We start from the raw sequence: 20,128 nt of genomic DNA, 5'->3' as shown, positions 1-20,128 counted from the left end.
ACAAATTGGCCGCCATTATCCGGTTTTTGAGCGTGAAGTCTTGTGCTTTCGGGTCAAGGACGCCGACTGGTCCTGCCTTTCAAAAATCGAAGAACCCTTCCAGACCCTCAGCCATGGTGGCCAAAAGCCGTGCCCTGGTCTGTCACTTTGTCCCTCTAAACGGCGGTTCCTGTTCTGGCAAACCTTCAAAAAACTCCTACGCTAAATCTGTCCTGAAGTGGGCTGGTTTCAACGGAGTGATTTACCACGCAGTTTGAGGGCCGTTCACATGCAAGATTCGATCTCTCAATCGTCAAAGGCTCACCTGCGCCCGCATCGCCAGTCACTGGCTCTGGAACCGCGCATCCTGTTTGACGGCGCGGCCGCCTCTGCCGCCGCCGATCAGCATCATGCCGATCCCGCCGCCCCTGCCGATGCCGCAGCGCCCCACCCCGCCAGCCCCGTCGAAGGTCGCCCCGCTACAGAGCAGGCACCTTCGGCTGCACGCACGTTGCTGGTACTCGACAGCCGCATCGAAAATCGTGAGCAACTGCTCGCGCAGCTGCCTGCCAATGTCACGGCGATTGTGGTGAACAATGGCGAAGACGGTCTGGCCGCGATTTCGGCGGCACTGGCAAAACTCGGCAAGGTCGACTCGATTCAGGTCATGTCTCACGGTGCGGCCGGCCAGTTCACTCTGGGCAATCGCACGGTCACTTCCGATAACATCGATCAGCTCGGCCAGACTCTCGAACAGTGGCGCAACAACCTGACCCAAGGCGCCGACATTCAGCTTTACGGCTGCGATGTCGGTGCCGGCAGCGCCGGTAAAACCCTGGTCACCGAACTGGCCCGCTGGACCGGAGCGGATGTCGCAGCTTCGAGCAATGACACCGGCAGCAGCAAGGCCGGCGGTGACTGGACACTGGAAACCCGGGTCGGCGACATCGACAAGGCAATTGCCATCAGCAGCGCCGCCATGGCGAGTTTCGACGGGCTGCTGGCCGACGCGGCGCCGACCGTCACGCTGCCGGCCACTGGCAGCGATGTGTTGCTGGGCGACCGGTTCACCTTCAATGTGGATTTCAGCAACACCTCGGGCCAGGAAGGCTACGCGCCGTTTTTGACCCTGTTCATGCCCGCCAGCGGCAAGGACGGCAACGATGGCGCGAGTTTCATTTCCGCCAGCTATCTGGGACAGAACCTGGTCACCCATGTCGTGGTCTTCGACGCCAGTGGCTTTGCCACGCACCCGTTGGCAAGGGACGCCAGCGGCAATCTGCTGCGAATCAGCGCTTCTGCATTCGGTATGAGGGCCGGCGATCAACTGGTGGTGATCGAGCTGCCGTTCGCCAGCGTTTCCAAGGATCAGCCGACGATTTCCGTACAGGTCACGGCCAGCCTGAGCAATCTGGCCGACACTGCGTTCTCCAACGGCACGCCGGACCTGACGATCCGCGCCAGCGGCGGCTTCCAGTTCGGCAACGATGCGCTGGACAACCCGACCAACGACCCGGCCCTGATTCAAGCCGGCACTGTCGCGTTTGTCGTGCATCCAACGGTGATCCGCTTCGACCAGACGCTGACCACGCCCGAAGGTGAAACCGCCACCGGCCCCAACTACGGCCGTACCTTGACGGTGACGGTCACCCCGGCGCCTGGCCAGACCCTGACCCATGTCGTCGTCACCCAACCATTGCCGGATAACGTCCAGGTCACCGCGATCACCCCCGGTGCAGGTGGCCGGCTGACGTCGATCACACTGCATGACGGCACCGTCGTCACCGACCCGGCACAAATCGCGACGCTGATTGCCTCCGACACGGTGTTCATCAGCGCTTTCACCGTCGAATACGACACCCTGTCCGGCGCCACCAACACCCAGGTCGCGTTCTATGTACCGGAGGTCGACGCCAGTGGCCAGCCGATCATCAACCCGGTGACCGGGGATGCCGTGACCATCAACATCGGTGCGCCTACCGCCTCCGGCCAGTGGGCGCCGCTGGATCCGCGTGACGTGGTCGCGCCCAACACGACCATCGACTTTTCCGGCACCGGGCGGCCTACCGATTTTGTTGCCAAGTCCATCACCTTGCTCAAACAGGTGACGCTGCAAACGGACATCGGCCAGACCGGTATCAGCCCCGGCGATACCCTCAAATACACCTTGAACCTGGCCATTTCCGACTACTTCGCGTTCGGCAAGGACTTCTTCAATCAGGGGCAACTGCTGATTCGCGACCAGCTCAGCGACGGGCAGGTCCTGACCGGCACACCGACGCTGACCGTCACCCTCAATGGCGTGGCCCAGACCATTACGCTGGTGACCAGCGTGGTCACCAACGCCGACGGCAGCACGTCGATGGTCTTCGACATTGCCCAATCGCTGCGCAATGCGTTTTCCAATATCCGTGGCTGGCTGAACGGCGACCTGGCCTTCGATGACACGCTGCAAGGTGCGGTGCTGGCCGTGCTCAGCTACTCGGCAATCGTCGGCCAGAGCTACAAACCGCCATCGGGCAACCCGCACAGCGAAATCAACGAAGGCGATGAGCTGGGCAACAGCGCCGTGGTGGATGGCACGATTCTTCAGGACATCTTCAACCTGACCGGTCAAAGCGAAACCGACGGTTCGACCACCACCAGCGTGATCCCGACCAACACAGTCGACATCAAACTGGTCGAGGTCAATAACGGCACACCGCCGGGCAACGGCGAGCTGCGGCCCGGCGATGAAGTGACCTTCGAGCTGAGTTATGACCTGGTCACTGGCGATTACGAGCAGTTCAAACTCACGGCCTACCTGCCGCTGCCGTTGTTCGATGTCTCCGGCGTGACCTGGGGAACCGGCGGCGACCCCGGCCAGTGGCAGATCGGCCCCGGCAATACCAATGCAGGCGGCGTGCTGACCGTCACCAGTGGCGTCGGCAACTCGGTGACTTTCGACTTTGGCAGCTTCGTCACCGCCACCACCACCGGCAGCCGTATTGTCGTGCGCTTTACCGTGCGCGTGGGCGACCAACCGTTCGCCGACCAGCGTTCGCTGGACGTTCTGGCGCAATCGAGCCAGCAAACCACCCTCACCGACCGCACGCTGATTTCCTCCGATGTGGTGGCAATTGTTTCGGTGGCCGAACCGGTGTTGTCGATCAAGCATGGCGTAGTGTCCGGCTCCAACGGCACCGTCAGCAATACCACCGGCAGTTGGAACCCGCCGGGCAGCACGGGTTCTCCGTTCAATGGGCGGGTGACCGATCTGGCGGCCGTTGACGGCAACATCACCGGCATCGACGGCGGCGACCGGTTGCGCATGGTTACCGCCATCGAGAACAGCGGTGGCGGCGGCGCCTACGACGTCAGAACCAGCATCACCCTGCCCTCCGGCCTGAGTTTCGTCGGCGGCAGCCTGGCGGCGGCCAATCTGCAGATCTATCGCGGTGACGGCACGGCGTTGGTGCTCGGCGTCGATTACAGCGTCTCCGGCAACCAGATCACCTTCCTCGACGCGGGTGGTCAGGCCTCCCTGCTCGCCGGCCGCAGCGGTACGGCAGCCGATAACAGCGGCGCCAATCTGGTGGTGATCAGCTATGACGTAGTAGTCAGCTCGACCATCGAAGCCAGCCGCAGCCTGCAAAGCACGGCCACCTTGAGCAATTACGCCAGTGTCGACGGCGGCACCGACTTCACCCCCGTTGACCTCACTGATCTGTCGAACCAGCAAGTCGCTGCACCGGTGATCACCAAGGTTTTCGCCGACGGCACGCTGGACAACGGCGATTCCAGCGCTTCGCACACCACCGGCAGCGATCTGGTGATCGGCGAAAGCATGCGCTACGACATCGTCGTCACCCTGCCCGAAGGCAACACGCAAACCTTGCGGATCGAAGACCTGATTCCGCCGGGCATGCGCCTGGACACCAGTTTCAATGGCGGCCTCGGCTATCAGATCATCACCACCCGTGCCGGCAGTGGCGCCCTGGGGGCCGATTTTGCCGGGAGCATCGTGGTCAGCAGTTTCACCGGGGTGGGCGGCACACTGGGCGGTGATGGTGTGGACGCGCGCTGGACGTTCAGTGTTTCCGGCGCGAGCGCCGACAACCTGACCGGTAACAACACCTTCGTCATTCGCTTGCAACTGGTGGCCAATAACGTGATCGCCAACCAGGCCAGCAAGTCGCTGCAGAACAACGCGCAACTGGTGTTCAGCGATCCTGACGGTGACACGCCCAACGGCAATGTCGCAGTGGACCGCAACGTCGCCCTGAGTGGCGGGCAGCCAACCGTGACCGTGCGCGAACCGACACTGACCGTCACGCAGAATCTGACGTCGACCTCGGGTTTGGGTGGCTACGATCAGGGCGACACGGTGACTTTCACCATCACCCTGAGCAACGGCAATGGCGGCAACGACTTCAGCGCCTTCGACATCAGTTTTTTCGACAATCTGCCGACCCAGCTGAGCAATATCACCCTGACCGGTGTTCTTTACCTGAACGGTGCGACCAACAACGGCGGCATCGATTTCGAACTGGTCAACGGCCAGTTGCGCACCGCCAGTGGTGCCAACATCGACATCGCCAAGGGCGGCAGCATCGTGTTGAGCCTGTCGGGTGTGGTCAACGCGACGGCCGCGGCACAGTCCTCGATCCCCAACGTCGCAGTGGTGCAATGGACCAGCCTGGACGGCACTCAAAGCGGCGAACGTACCGGGGCCGACGGGCCGATCAACGGCGGCTCCCTCAATGACTACCGCAACAGCTCGGCGTTGCTCATCCCCGTGGCGCAAGCGATCCAGATTTCACGGGTCGGCGGCCTGCCGGACAGCCCTGCCCCGTCACCGACCACCGCCCCGCAAGAGCCCGTGACCATTGGCGAAGTGATCCGCTATCGGGTGGTGGTGCTAGTCCCCGAAGGCAACAACCCCAACTACCAGGTGCAGATCACTCTGGCCAACGGCTTGCAGTTCATTTCCCCGGATGCGCTGGTGAATGCCCTGCGCATCGGCTTCATTTCCGATGGTGGCCTGACCACCGATGCCAATCTGATCGTCGGCGGCACGCTGAACATCAGCGGCAACGAAAACAGCCCCCAGGCCTTGCCGATTACCCCCGATCTGCTGGGCCTGGGCCCCAACGGCGTGTTTGATCCGAGTCGCCTGACCATCGTCACCAATCCCGATGGTAGTCAGGTAATCACCTTCAACCTCGGCAATGTGGTCAATGGCGGTGGTTCAGACGACGACCTCGAAGGCGTGGTAATCGAGTTCAACGTCCGCGTCACCAACCAGGCCAGCAACGCTGCCGGGGCGCTGCTGGGTGCCAGTGCCCATGAAATCGTCAACGGCATTGGCCGGGCCAACAGCGACACGATCTTCGAAAAAATCGTCGAGCCGAGTTTCAGCAACTTCGACAAACAGGTCACCGGTTTCAACCCCAACCCGTCCGGAACCACCGGCACCGCCACGATCCAGCTGAGTTTTACCCAGAACGGTGGTTTGCCGGCCTTCGACACACAGGTCAGCGACAGTTTCGCCGGCGGCAGCAACTACAGCCTGGTCAGTGTCAGCATCAATGGCGTGCTCTACGGCCCGGGCAATCTGCCGGCCGGTGTCAGCTTCAGTGCTGCTGGCGGGATCAGCGTCAATTTCGATCAGCTGGATGTCGGTGCGCAGGTCAAGGTCGTGTATCAGGTCACGCTGCCCAATGCGTCGATCATCGCCAGCAGCAACGCAACGCTGACCTGGAGCAGCCTGCCCGAGGACTTCACCAGTTGGGGCGGCAACAGCGTCGGCACTGACGGCGCCATCGATGGCGAGCGCACCGGCAGCACCGTCGGTCCGAACCAGTACATCCTGCGCGACAATGCCGGGCTCGGCGTCATCACCGGCACCTTGTGGAACGACACCGCTTCGGCCACCGGCAGCGCCGTGCCCGATGGCGCCGGGCTCGCCGGGCAAACCGTGACCCTGACCTGGGCCGGTGCTGACGGTCTGCTGGAAACCACCGCCGACAACCTGCAATTCACCACCGTCACCGACAGCAACGGCCAGTATCACTTCGGCGTGCTGCCACTCGGTGTATTCCGTATCGATGTGCCCGCCGGGCTGGTCAGTTATCCGCAACCGGTGGGCGATCTGCGGGTGCGGATCGACAGCGACGGCGGCACGCTCGGCCAGATCACCATCACGCTGGGCGATGCCGATACCCAGGCCGCCAACGCCGGTTACGTCGAGCAGAACGATGCACCGGTCAACACCCTTCCCGGCACCCAGCACGGTCAGGAAGACGTGGTGCTCAACATCGGTGGCATCAGCGTCGCGGACATTGATGCCGAGCGCGATCCGAACGTCAACGATCGCACGGTCAGCGTCACCCTCAAGGTACTCAACGGCACGCTGTTTCTTGGCGCAACGGTGCCGGGCGTCACAGTCGGCGGTGCCAATACCGCGACCCTGACCCTGACCGGCACCCTGGCGGATATCAACACCGCGCTGGCCAGCCTGCGTTATCTGGGCAACCCGAACTTCAATGGCACCGACACGTTGACCGTGATCAGCAACGATCAGGGCAACTATGGCGATGCCGACGGCGATGGCCTGCCCGGCACTGCCGGCGATGCGCTGACCGATACCGACACCCTGCAAATCATCCTCGACCCGGTCAACGACACCCCGGTGGCGGTCAACGACAGTGCGACGGCCGTCGAAGCCGGGGGCACCAACAATGCGGCGATCGGTGTCGATCCGACTGGCAATCTGCTGGCCAACGACAGCGATGTCGACATCGCCACCAATGCCGACCGGCTGCACGTGGCCTCGGTCGGCCCGAGCAACGGCACCGGCATCCAGACGCCCGTGCAGGGCGTGGTGGTGATTACTGGGCAGTACGGGCGGTTGATCGTCGGTAGCAATGGTGCGTACCAGTACATCGTCGACAACAACAACCCGGCGGTCCAGGCCTTGCGCCTGGCCGGGCAGACGCTGACTGACAGCTTCGATTACGTGCTCACCGATCTGGCCGGCGCAACGGCCACCGCCACGCTGACCGTGACCATTCAGGGTGCCAACGACACCCCCGTCGGCGTCGACGATCAAGGCACGGCGGTCGAGGCCGGCGGCGTACTCAATGGCACGCCGGGCAGCGATGCCACCGGCAATGTGCTGGGCAACGACACCGACGTCGACAGCCTTGCCAACGGCGAAACCAAAACCGTCACCGGCATTCGTGCGGTGGCCGAATCGCAACCCGGCGCGTTCAATCCGGTGGCGGTCGGCACCTCCATCGCCGGGCTTTACGGCACTTTGACCATCAACCCGGACGGCACCTACCGCTACGTCATCAACAACGACAACACCACGGTGCAGCGCCTGAGTGCCGGGCAACAACTGGTCGAAGTGTTCAGCTATCGGGTCACCGATGCCGGCGGCCTGAATGACGTGGCGCAGTTGCGCATCACGATTCAGGGTGCCAACGACAACCCGGTGGCCAGCGACGATGCCGCCGAGGCGCAGGCCGCGTCCACCAACGGCAATGCCACGGAAAGCAACCCGAGCGGCAACGTGATCCTGTTCCCCAGCCGTCCGGGCAGCATTGATCAACCGGGTGGCAACGGCGTGGATCAGGACGTCGATCAGGTCGACCGTCCCAGCGAGCAACTGAAAGTCGACGGCGTCATCAACAAGAGCGAAGCCACCTACGATCCGCTCAACGACAGCTTGAGCGGCGTCTCGGCAGGCACCACTTCGGCCAACGGAACGGTAGTGGTTGGCTTGTATGGCACGCTGCGCATCGGCGCCGATGGCTCGTTCTTCTACGACGTCGACAGCAACAACGCGGCGGTCCAGGCATTGGCGCCCGGCCAGACACTGACCGAGTTCTTCACCTACCGGATCGTCGACACTGCCGGCCTGACCGATACCGCACAACTGGTGATCACCGTGCGCGGGGTCAACGATCCGCCCGTCGCGCAGAACGTGATTTCCGTTGCGACCGAGCGTGGCGGCGTGAACAACGGCACACCGGGCGTCAATCCGACCGGCGATGCCACCGCCAACGCTTTCGATCCGGACGGTGATCCGCTGACCGTGACCTTCATCAAGGCCGGGGCCGAAGGCGATCCCGGAACGCCAGTGGCGGTGACGGCCGGCGGTACGGTGATCAACGGCCTGTACGGCACGCTGACCATCCGCCCCGACGGTACCTACAGCTACGCGCTCGACAACAACAACCCGGATGTCCAGGCGCTGCGCCTGGGCAGTCAGCTATTGCTCGAGCGTTTCACCTTCACAATCAGCGACGGCGTTGGGCCGACGCCGGAAATCGACAGCGCCGAAATCATCGTGCTGATTCGCGGCCAGAACGATAACCCGGTTGCAGTCGACGACAGCGCCACGGCGATCGAGGCCGGAGGTTTGAACAACAACCAGCCGGGACTGGACCCGACCGGCAATGTGCTGACCAACGACAGCGATGTCGACGGCGGCGAAATCCCCGGCGATTTGCCCGCCCATGATTACGGCGAGACCCGCGCCGTGTCGTCGGTGCGCACCGGCACCGAGGCCGGGACAGGCACCGCCGGTACGTTGGGCACCGAACTGCGCGGCACTTACGGCTGGCTGACCCTCAACGCCGACGGCAGTTACAGCTACCGACTGGACAACAGCATGGCCGCCGTTCAGGCCTTGCGAGCCGGCAACACCCTGGCGGACAAATTCACTTACAGCGTGGCCGACGCCCTGGGAGCGCAGGATTCCGCAACCCTGACGATTACCATACAGGGCAGCAACGACACGCCGGTCGCACAGAATGACAGCAACACCGCCATTGAAGCCGGCGGCCAGAACAACGCCACGGCAGGCGTCAATCCCACGGGCAATGTGCTGACCAACGACACCGACGTGGATGCCAACGGTGAACGCCTCAGTGTCATCGGCGTTCGCCAGGGTGCTTCGACGGGCGTGATCGGCGCGGCGTTCGTCGGCGCTTTCGGCACCCTGACACTCAATGCCGACGGCAGTTACAGCTACATCGTCGATAACAACAACCCGCAGGTGCAGGCGTTGCGCACCAACGGCGACACCTTGACGGAAGTCTTCACCTACCAGATCCGCGACCTGGCCGGCGCCACTAGCACGGCCACGCTGACCATCACGTTACGCGGGGCCAATGACAACCCGCTGGCCGTCAACGATACCGCCGTCGCCGTCGAGGCCGGTGGCACGTTTAATGGCACACCGGGGATCAACCCGACGGGCAATGTGCTGACCAATGACACCGATGTCGATGCCGGCGACAGCAAAACCGTCACCGGCGTGCGTACCGGTAGCGAAGCGTCGGGCGGCACCTTCACGACGCTGGGTTCCGGCCAGTCGATCGCCGGGCTCTATGGCACGCTGACGATCAACGCCGATGGCAGCTACAGCTACGTGGTCAACAACAATCTCGCGGCCGTGCAGGCCTTGAAGTTCGGCGATTCACTGGTGGAAACCTTCACCTACCGCATGCGTGACACCGCCGGAGCCACCGACATCGCGCAACTGAGCATCCGTGTCGACGGTGCCTGGGATGCGCCGGTGGCGACCAACGATGTCGCGGTTGCCGTGGCCGACAATGGCGCAGGCAACAGCGTCAACCCGACCCGCAACGTTCTGCCCAACGATACCGACGTCGATGCCGGCGACGGCAAGACCGTGACCGGCATCCGTTTCGGCACGGAAGCGGCCGGCGGTACGCTGGATGCGGTCAATCCGGGCACGAACAACACCAATGGCACGTTGATCAACGGCCTCTACGGCCAGTTGATCATCGGCTCCGACGGCAACTACACCTACATCATCGACTCCAGCAATCCGGACATTCAGGCGCTGGGCCCGCTGCAGTTCCTCAACGAGCGCTTCACCTATCGCGTTACCGACAATGGCGGGCAAAGCGATCTGGCGGAGATCCACATCATCATCCGTGGCCGCAACGATGCGCCGGTAGCCAACACCGACAACGCCACGGCGGTCGAGGCCGGCGGACTGAACAACAGCCAGCCCGGCGTCAACCCGAGCGGCAACGTGATCAGCAACGACACGGATCTTGAGGGCGACACCCTGACCGTCTCGGCGCTGCGTACCGGTGGTCTAAGCGAAAGCGGCACCGCCGGTACGTTGGGCTCGGTACTGCGTGGTCGTTATGGCGACCTGACGCTGAACGCCGACGGCACCTGGCATTACGAAATCGACAACAACCTGCCCGAAGTCCAGGCCTTGCGCCTGAGTGGCCAGACCCTGACCGACGTCTTCAGCTATACCCTGCGCGACGCGTTCGGGGCGACCGACCTCGCCGAGTTGCGCATTACCATCGAAGGCAGCAACGACACGCCCGTGGCGCGAGACGACAGCGCAGTCGCCGTCGAAGCGGGTGGCGTCGCGAATGGCACACCCGGCAGCAACGCCACGGGCAACGTGCTGGATAACGACACCGACGTCGACAGCGTGGCCAATGGCGAAAGCCGGCAAGTGGTGAGCGTCAGCAACGCCGGCGGTCAATCGACCACGGCGGGTCAGGTGTTGATCGGACTTTACGGTCAACTGACCCTCAATGCCGACGGCAGCTACACCTACGTGATCGACAACGGCAATCCCTTGGTGCAATCCCTGCGCACGGCCGGTGAAACCCTCAGCGAAACTTTCACCTATCGCATGCGCGACACCGCCGGGGCCACCTCGGATGCCCGCCTCACCGTGGTCATCCAGGGCGCCAACGACGCCCCGGTGGCGCAGAACGACAGCGCCATCGCCACCGACCAGACACCGGCGCCGCAAGTCACCGGCAATGTGTTGCCCAACGACAGCGACGTGGACGGCAACGATGCGCTGCAAGTGGTCGCGATCCGTACCGGTGCCGAGTCCGGTAGCGGGACTTTCGGGGTGATCGGCCAGCCGGTCATCGGGCTGTACGGGACTCTGGTGCTCAACGCCGATGGCAGCTACACCTACACCATCGACCAGAACAACCCGCAGGTACTGGCCGCCGCCGGACTGGGCCAGGTATTGCGCGACATTTTCACCTACACCATCAATGACCGTGCGGGCGCCAGCGACCAGGCCGAACTGGCCATTAACCTGGATATCGCCACGCCGTTCATCCCTGCGCCGCAAGGCAACTTTTTCGAAAACGATCCGAGCAGCCGTCAGCGCAATTTGTTACTGCCCGACCCCACTCCGGCGATTTTCATCACCCCGGTGGTCGAGCGCGAGGCGCAGGTGCTCGAGGTCTCGACCTGGGGCGCAGGCGGCGCGAATCTGCGCATTGCCAGCGTCGGCGAGTTTTCCAGCGAGTCCCAGGGTGCCGGGCTCGGTCTTGTGCCTGGGCAGTTCGTGTCTCAGGCCGTGCGCGCCAGCCGTGTCGAAAGCGATCTGGACCTGGCGTGGATTCTCGGGCGTCAGGGGCGTACCAGCCTCAGCGCCGACGGGCTGCTCGGCGATCCGTCGTTGTTCACCATTGATCCGGCGCAAATGACCCAGGGCCAGGCCAATACAGACCGTCATCAGGAACAGCGCCCGGCGAGAGGTTTCAGCGCCCAGTTGCGTAACGCCGCCCAGCGGCTGCACCCCGCCCAGCGCGGCGGTGACGGCGGCCGGACCGAATGAATGAACGCGAAAACCACAAAGGAATGAACATGCCTAAAACCGCGACCAGGTTTCTCGGTACTGCCATCGCCTCCGCACTGTTGCTCAGTGCCTGCTCGTCCCTGGAGCCCAAGCCCTCCACCGACGAAGAAAACCGCCAGCGCATTCTGGCCGATCAGTCGCGTATGTATTCGGGGCAGGAACCGGTCACCGCGCCCATCACTTTTTACGACGCAGCGGCGCGGGCGCTGAAATACAACCTCGACTACCGCCTCAAACTGATGGAAAGCGCGCTGGCGTCGGACCTGCGCGATGTGTCGAGCCACGAAATGCTCCCCCGGCTGGTGGCCTCGGCCGGGTACGCCGGGCGTAACAACGACTCCGGCGGGACCTCGATCGGCATCGAGGATCGTCAGGTCAGCTTGCGTTCATCGACCTCCGAAGAGCGCTATCGCGAACTGTATGGTCTGGGTCTCAGCTGGAGTCTGCTGGATTTCGGCGTGGCCTATTACCGGACCCAGCAAAAATCCGATCAGATCCTGATGGCCGAAGAGCGTCGGCGCAAAGTCGCGCAGAACGTCCTGCAGGATGTGCGCAACGCCTATTGGCGGGCGCTCGGGGCGCAGCGGCTGATGCCCGAAGTCGACAAATTGCTGATGCGCACCAACACCGCGCTGACATCGGCCAGGGAAGCGGAGAACCGCGGACTGTTGCCACGCCAGGAAATCCTTGCCTATCAACGCGCCCTGCTCGACTCGATCTATCTGCTGACCGTGCGCCGTCAGGACCTGGAATTCGCCCAGGCCGAACTGGCGGCGCTGATGTCACTGCCGCCGGGTTCGAAAATGATCCTTGCCGACGGTGCCGAACCAGTCTTGCCGGAAGTTCGCCAGAGCATGGCGCAGCTTGAACAGCTGTCCCTCGAGCACCGCCCGGAAATCATGGAAGAGTGGTATCGCAAACGGGTCAACCAGAAAGACCTGGACATCGCCAAGGCGCAGCTGTGGCCGAACGTCAGTGTCGATTTCGGCTACAAGTACGACTCCAACAAATACCTCTACAACAACGACTGGATGGGCACCGGCCTGCAGGTCTCGATGAACCTGCTGCGCCTGCTGCAACTGCCGGCGCTCAACGCCGCCGAGAAATCCCAGAGCGAAACCGATGACACCCGGCGTGTGGCGCTGTCCATGGCGATCCTCACCCAAGTGCGTGTCGGCACGTTGCGCTATCAACTGGCGCGCCAGGAAGTCGCCTTTACCGAGGACAGTCTGCGGGTCGACCGTAGCCTGCTCGACTACGCGACAGCGGCCCGGACCGGAGCACTGGGTTCGGAGCTGGAAGTGATCCGTGCCGAAGGTCGTTATCTGCTCTCGCGTTATCAGCGTGAAGCGGCATTTTCCAGTGCCCAGGCCGCCTGGGGCCGGCTGTACAACTCGGTGGGCCTGGACGTGTTGCCCGAAGAAATCGAAAAACATGACGTGAAAACCCTGGCCCGGGAAATCCAGCGCACGTTGAACGAACAGGAGCAGCAACGCCTGCTCGTCACCCAGCAAGGAATGCCGAATGTTCAGACCCGCCCTTGATTCGCGATGGTTGTTGTTGATGCTGGCGGTCACGTTGGGCGCTCAGGCCGAGGACGCACCGGTGGAAAGCGCCACGGCGATTCGCGTGTTGCTGGCGGCCGAACTGGAAACCACTCTGTCCAGCCAGATGAACGGGACGCTGGGTGAGCTCAAGACCGGGTTCGGCGAACACGTGGCGAAATCCGAGCTGCTGGCACGCTTCAACTGCAACGAAGCCGAAGCCCGCAGCAAAGTCGCGGCCGCAGAGCTGGCCATGGCCAAACAGAACCTGGAGGCGAAAAAGCAACTGCGTCAGCTCAACGCAGTGGGTGACATCGAGGTGTCGATGGCCAATACCGAAGTGCAAAAGGCCGACGGTGCCCGTGCCATGGGCGTGGCCCAGAGTGGCTACTGCCAGGTGCAGGCGCCGTTTGCCGGACGTGTCGCCAAGGTTTACGTCAAGCCGTACCAGACCGTAACGGCCGGCACGCCATTGTTCGATCTGGTGAGCGATGGTGCCTTGAAGGTGCGCCTGAACGTGCCCTCCAATCTGCTGAAAAACCTCAAGCCCGGCCTGCCGTTGCAAGTGAGCATTCATGAGACCGGCAAGACCTACCCGGCCCATGTCAGTGCGATCAACTCGCGGGTTGACGCGGTGGCGCAGACGGTGGAACTGGAAGCGCGTCTCGATGAAAAATTCCCCGACCTGATGGCCGGCATGAGTGGCACGGCTCGCCTGAGCCCAGATGTTCTGCCATGACCATGAATGAACCGCTGCCGCATTCTCTCCCGCATCCGCAGCTGTTGCTGGAACTCGATGCCCTGCGTGACAAGGCGATGGCCGCCGACTCGCTGAACGCTCTGGCGTTCAGCATGGCCAACGACCTGTATCCGCTGCTGGCATTTCATCAGGCTTTGGTTTTTGCCCGGCACGATTCGTCGCTGGAGCTGCTGAGCGTATCCGGCCTGTCGCGGCCCAGCGAAGATTCGCCCTATCTGGTCTGGCTGCGACGGGCCAGTCGCTGGGTGGCTTCTCAGGTTCCGGACGGCCAACCGGTCTGGGTGACGCAGGACACCGCCGTCGTACCCGACGACATCAGCGAAGGTTGGGGCGAATGGTGGCCAACCGGCGTGTGGTGCGTGCCCTTGCATGACCACGACGCCCGGCGTCTGGGCCTGTTGCTGCTGTTGCTCGAACAGGAACCGCCCGTGGTGCTGCGCCAGCACCTCGGCGGTTTGGTACAGACCTGGGCTTACTGTTGGTCCGCCCTGACCCGGCAAAAGCGTTTCGGCCGCTGGCGGTTCAGTCGTCGGCAACTGTTGCTCGGCTTGATCGTGCTGGCTGCCCTGCTGCTGATACCGGTGCGCCAGACCGCTTTGGCGCCGACGGAAATCGTTTCGCGTCAGGCACAGATTATCAGCTCGCCGATTGATGGCGTGATCGCGCAGATTCAGGTACGCCCCAACCAGCCGGTCGAAGCGGGCACGCCGCTGTTTTCACTGGACGAAACCACCCTGCGCAGTCGCGCCGATGTGCTCGGCAAGGAAGTCGCAGTGGCCGAGGCCGAATTGTTGGCGGCCAGTCAGCGGGCGTTCGACAACCCGCAAAGCAAAGGCGAACTCACCTTGCTCAATGGCCGCGCGCAACAGCGTCGAGCGGAACTGGCGGCCGTACAGGCCCAGCTCAAGCGCACCGTAGTGCTTTCGCCCCGTGCCGGGGTCGCGGTGTTCAGCGACCCCAACGACTGGCTCGGCAAACCGGTGGTCACCGGTGAACGCATCCTGCAAGTGGCCGACCCCGCGCAGCCGGCCATGCAGATCCAGTTGGCCGTGGCCGATGCAATTGCGCTCGAGCCAGGCGCAGAGGTCACGTTGTTCCTGACGGCTTACCCGCTGGCCCCGCTCAAGGGCAAGATCCTTGAAACCAGCTATCAGGCACGCCCAAGTGACGAAGGCGTGGTCGCCTATCGCTTGCTGGCCAGCATCGACGGCAACCCGGAACATGCCCGCCTCGGTTTGCATGGCACCGCCAAACTGTACGGTGGCCGGGTGATGCTCGGTTATTACCTGCTGCGCCGGCCGCTGGCGACGCTGCGGGCGTGGAGTGGCTGGTAATGCTCGAACCCGCCGACATGCCCCTGCCTCCGCTGCGTGAGGATCTGCGTTTGAGCGAAGCCGCCCATGGCAGTGATGGCGAGCCGGCGTGGGTGATTCAGGACACCGTCATCAACCGCTTCTACCGGATCGGCTGGCTGGAATTCGAATGCCTGCTGCGCTGGGGACAATCGGCACGACAGATCTGTGCGCAAATCGCCGAACGCACCGCGCTCAAGCCGGATGTCGAGCAGGTTCTGGACTTTCGTCAGTTTCTTGAACAGCACCAGTTGTTGCGGGCCGGCCCTGCCGCGCTGGAACGCTTGCAGGCGAAAAGCGAAGAAAGCACCTGGCTGAGCTGGAACTGGTGGCTGCACCACTACCTGTTTTTCCGCATTCCGCTGCTGCGCCCGCAAGTGCCGTTACAGCGGCTTGCGCGAGCGCTGGGCTGGCTGTTTCACCCGATCACCGGCCTGCTGGTGCTTGGGTTGAGCCTGCTGGGCATCGTGCTCGTGCTGCAACAGTGGGACATCTTTACCCATGCGGTCGTGGAGTCGTTTTCCACCGAAGGCCTGTTCAGCTTTGCCCTGGCCCTGATCGTCGCCAAAACCCTGCATGAACTGGGGCATGCGCTGGTGGCCACGCGGCTGGGCCTGCGTGTCGGGCACATGGGCATTGCGTTCGTGGTGATGTGGCCGATGCTCTACACCGATACCGGCGAGAGCTGGAAGCTGAGCCGATCGCGCCAGCGGCTGGCCATCGCTTCGGCGGGGATCGTGACGGAGTTGTCCCTGGCCGGGCTCTCGACCCTGGGCTGGGCGTTGTGCGATCCGGGCGCCCTGCGCAATGCCTTGTTGTATCTGGCGACCACGAGCTGGTTGTTGTCACTGGCGCTGAACGCCAGCCCGTTCATGCGTTTCGATGGCTATTTCATCCTCTCGGACCTGCTGGACTTTCCCAATCTGCACGAGCGCTCCTCGGCATTGGCGCGGGTCACGCTGCGGCGCAATCTGCTTGGTTTGAAGGAAGACTGGCCGGAATCTTTCCCGACCGGCCAGCGGCGGTTGCTGGTGACCTTTGCCATCGTCACCTGGCTGTATCGGCTGGTGCTGTTTCTGGGGATCGCCCTGGCGGTCTACCTGTTCTTTTTCAAATTGCTGGGGATCATCCTGTTCATGGTCGAACTGTCCTGGTTCATTGCCCTGCCGGTGGTGCGCGAACTCGGCCATTGGTGGACCCGCCGCGCCGCGATCCCGCGCCTGCGCAAGGTTGTGTTTTATGCCGTACTCGGTTTGATGCTGGTCGGGCTGGCTATTCCTTGGCGCACGCAGATCGGCGCTGTCGGCGTGGCGCGCGCCGAGCATCAATTGCGGGTGTACGCGCCCTACCCGGCGCGGCTGCAATCGATTCACCCGGCGGGCCCGGTAGAAGCCGGCCAGACGCTGGCCGTGCTGGATGAACCGGACATTGCCACGCGCCTGCAGAGCAGCGAAGCCAACGCCCGCAGCTACGAGGCGCGGTTGTCAGGGCTGATTGCCGACCCCGGCGGACTGGCCGAAGACGCCGCCACCCGCGAACGCCTGAACGTGCAATTCGAAGAAGCCCGGGCGGCCCGTTCGGAAATCGCCCGGCTCAACCTGCAAACGCCGTTCGCCGGCGTCTGGCTGGACGTCAATCCGGACTGGAAACCCGGCCAATGGATCGGCCGGCAAGAACCGCTGGGCATCCTGATCGATCCCCGCAGCTGGCAGGTCGACGCCTATGTCGCGCAGGATCAGGTGCACCGCCTGAGCGTCGACGATCCCGTGCGCTTTTACCCGGACGGCCAGGTCACCCCGATCAACGGCCGGGTACTGGCCATCGGCAGCACCCGAGCCAGTCAGCTGTCCCACCGCATGCTCTCGTCGCAGTTTGGCGGGCCGGTGCAGACCACGTCACAGGAGCATTCATTGGCCCCTGCTGCGGCGCTGTTTCAAGTGCTGATCCAGCTGGACCAGGCCACGCCGAGCTTGCGCGAGACCCGCGGCCATCTGAAAATCGAGGGCGAGCGCCGCAGCCTGCTCGGGGACGGAGCCACGTATGTGCTCGCGGTGCTGATGCGCGAGAGCGGGTTTTGATCTGTTCGAGACAGGTTTCGCACATCTTCTGAACATCCCGAGGCTGGCGATGTTCTAGATTGAACAGACACCGGATCAAGGACGAGCAAATGGACATCTCCAGCCATTCGACGCCACTCCCCAACCTTCAGGGCCCTGTCACCCGGCGTCTGGCCGTTGCGGTGGGTGCGCTGTTCATTGCCGGGGTGATGGCGGCGACCGCTGCGTTGCTCGGTATTGCCACTCATCTGGATGAGGAGGACGTCAATGAGGTGCGGTTCTATTCGGCGCGAGCGCTGGAGAACCGGATCACCGCCTCGAAAAACTACATCAGCAGTTACGCCTACTGGACGACAGCGTATGAACGTTTGAGCGGCACGGTCGACACGAACTGGGCGTACACCGAGCAGAACATGGGCAAGACCCTGTTTACCAACGACGGCTATGACGGCCTGTTCGTGCTGGATCGGGACCACACCAAATACGCCGTCGTTCGCGGGCAGTTGCTCGAGGCGCAAATGCCCCAGTTCCTTGAGGTGCCGGCGCTCAGTCTGGTGGAGCAAGTGCAGAACCAGCCGGACCTGACCAAGCCCGTCAGTACTTATTCATTGTTCGAAGACTGGCCGGCGCTGGTCACCGCGGCGGCGATCCTTCCCAACGATGAACGTCCGGTGGGTGAACCACAAAAGACCTCGGTGCTGGTATTCGTCGACAAACTGACACCCACCAAATTGCGCAAGATCGGCAGCGGGTACGGGCTGAACAATCTGACGCTGGCACCAGACGGCACCATCGACCCCGGCCAGCCCCGCGTCCCGCTGGACAGTACCGGCTACAGCCTTGTTGCGGATCTGGAGCGACCGGGCCAGCACCTGCTGTGGTCGTTGTTGCCAACCCTCGGCCCCGCTTTGATCGTGTTGATGGCCCTGACGGCCTGGTTTTTTCGCCATGCGTTGCGTTCCTCGCGCTATGTCGACAACAGTTTTGAAGCGATGCAGGCCTCGAATCGAGCATTGCTGGCGTCCAACCGCGCCCTTGAAGCCAGCGAGGAGCGCTTCCGGGCGGTGGCCGAAGCGGCGTCCGACTGGATCTGGGAAGTGGATGAAGCGTTGGCCATCACCTATCTGTCGGCCCGGTTCAGTGCAGTCACCGGCTATCCGCAGGCACAGTGGATCGGGAAACACATCGGTCACTTGCTGGTCTGCGACACCACGCCGCTGGATCTGTGGCTGAAAAAGCTCGATGACGGGAGCAACGCCAGCGACCTGCGCTGCACCTACCGTGACCACAAGGAACAACAGCGCCACTGCCGCCTCTCGGCCAGGCCCATCGTGGAGAGTGCGGCGGTCGTCGGTTATCGCGGCACGGCCAGCGACATCACCGATGAAGTCGCCGCCCATGCGCAGATCCAGCATCTGTCCTTGCATGACGCACTGACGGGCCTGCCCAACCGCAACAAACTGTCGCGCTATCTGGATGACGCCCTGTTACTCAAGGAGCACGCCCCGCCTTTGTCGCTGCTGATGATTGACCTGGATAACTTCAAACCGATCAACGATTCGCTCGGGCATCCCGCCGGCGATGCTGTTTTGCAAGAGGTTGCCGGCCGCCTGCGCGAGTGCACGCGCGACCACGATATCGTCGCCCGTCTGGGCGGTGACGAGTTCGTCGTGGTGCTCTGCGGCATGGACACGCACCAGGAGATCGACAGATTCTGCACACGCCTGATCGGCAGCCTGCATCAGCCCATCCTCTTCGAACAGCAACCGTTGCACATCGGCGCCAGTGTCGGAATCGCCCTGAGCCGACGTCACGGGTACGTCGCCAGCGAGCTGATCCGTTGCGCGGACATTGCGCTGTATCAGGCCAAATCCGAAGGCAAGAACACCTGGTGCTATTTCGAAGCGCACATGAGCGATCAGATCCAGACCCGCCGGCAGATGGAGGACGAACTGCGCCGCGCCCTGACAAACAACGAGTTCGTGTTGCACTACCAACCCCGGTACAAAGTCGATGGCAAGGAAATCGTCTCGGTCGAGGCATTGGTGCGCTGGCAGCACCCTGTCAAAGGGTTGCTCGGGCCGGATGTGTTCATTCCGCTGGCCGAACAGACCGACCTGATTGTTCCCCTGGGCCGCTGGGTCCTGCGTGAGGCTTGCGAAACGGCGCTGACCTGGCCGGCGGACATTCTCCTGTCGGTCAACCTTTCACCTGCGCAGTTTGCGATCAGCGATGTGGTCGAAGATGTACGCGAAGTGCTGGTCGGCACTCGCTTCCCGGCCAGTCGACTGGAACTGGAAATCACCGAGAACGTGATGCTCAACGACACCGACGGCGCGTTGACCACCATGACCGCGCTCAAGGAACTGGGCGTGCGCCTGAACATGGATGACTTCGGCACCGGTTATTCCTCCCTTGGCTATCTGCGCGCCTACCCGTTCGACGGCATCAAGATCGACAAACGTTTCATTGCTTCCATCAGCACCGGCGCCAATGATCGGGCGGTGGTGCAGGCCATCATCGGACTGGGTAAAGCGATGGGGCTGACCGTGACCGCCGAAGGCGTCGAAACCGAGGAGCAACTGGACATCCTGGGCAAGGATCAATGCAACGAAGTGCAGGGTTATTTCATGAGTCGTCCGATCGACAAAACAGCCTTCGCTCGCCTTTTGCAGGCATCAAGAGCCGCGGCGGTCGATCCTTCCGGGCAGCGAAAAGGCCGGGTGACCTGAGGACGCTGATTCAGCACATCCGCTCAATCGCAGCACGACGGTTTGCTT

At 63.0% G+C, this 20,128-nt stretch carries 6 protein-coding genes; all 6 read left to right on the top strand.

Going from position 1 to position 20,128, the window contains the following annotated elements:
• Window positions 1-268 precede the first annotated feature (268 nt).
• The 6 genes from QR290_RS15455 (at window position 269) to QR290_RS15430 (ending at window position 20,080) form a co-directional block, all read left to right on the top strand.
• Entirely contained in the window at window positions 269-11,614 is an 11,346-nt protein-coding gene (locus tag QR290_RS15455; RefSeq protein WP_289202982.1) for a VCBS domain-containing protein, read from the top strand.
• 29 nt (window positions 11,615-11,643) lie between these two features.
• Complete coding sequence (locus QR290_RS15450) at window positions 11,644-13,179, top strand: TolC family protein (protein ID WP_115077954.1); 1,536 nt, start codon at window positions 11,644-11,646, stop codon at window positions 13,177-13,179.
• Complete coding sequence (locus tag QR290_RS15445; protein WP_115077953.1) at window positions 13,160-13,918, top strand: efflux RND transporter periplasmic adaptor subunit; 759 nt, start codon at window positions 13,160-13,162, stop codon at window positions 13,916-13,918. The genes QR290_RS15450 and QR290_RS15445 overlap by 20 nt, the downstream gene beginning before the upstream one ends.
• On the top strand, window positions 13,915-15,273 hold the full coding sequence (locus tag QR290_RS15440) for an efflux RND transporter periplasmic adaptor subunit (RefSeq protein WP_289202981.1): 1,359 nt from the start codon (window positions 13,915-13,917) through the stop codon (window positions 15,271-15,273). Before QR290_RS15445 ends, QR290_RS15440 begins: the two co-directional genes overlap by 4 nt.
• On the top strand, window positions 15,273-17,369 hold the full coding sequence (locus tag QR290_RS15435; protein WP_289202980.1) for an HlyD family efflux transporter periplasmic adaptor subunit: 2,097 nt from the start codon (window positions 15,273-15,275) through the stop codon (window positions 17,367-17,369). Before QR290_RS15440 ends, QR290_RS15435 begins: the two co-directional genes overlap by 1 nt.
• A gap of 89 nt (window positions 17,370-17,458) precedes the next feature.
• Window positions 17,459-20,080: a bifunctional diguanylate cyclase/phosphodiesterase gene (locus tag QR290_RS15430; protein WP_289202979.1), complete on the top strand. Its 2,622-nt coding sequence runs from the start codon at window positions 17,459-17,461 to the stop codon at window positions 20,078-20,080.
• Window positions 20,081-20,128 lie beyond the last annotated feature (48 nt).

The sequence above is a fragment of the Pseudomonas fluorescens genome (genome assembly GCF_030344995.1).
In the GTDB taxonomy this organism is placed as follows: Bacteria; Pseudomonadota; Gammaproteobacteria; order Pseudomonadales; family Pseudomonadaceae; genus Aquipseudomonas; species Aquipseudomonas fluorescens_BF.
Note: the sequence above shows the minus strand (reverse complement) of the source record. Positions and strands in the feature narration are given on the sequence as shown.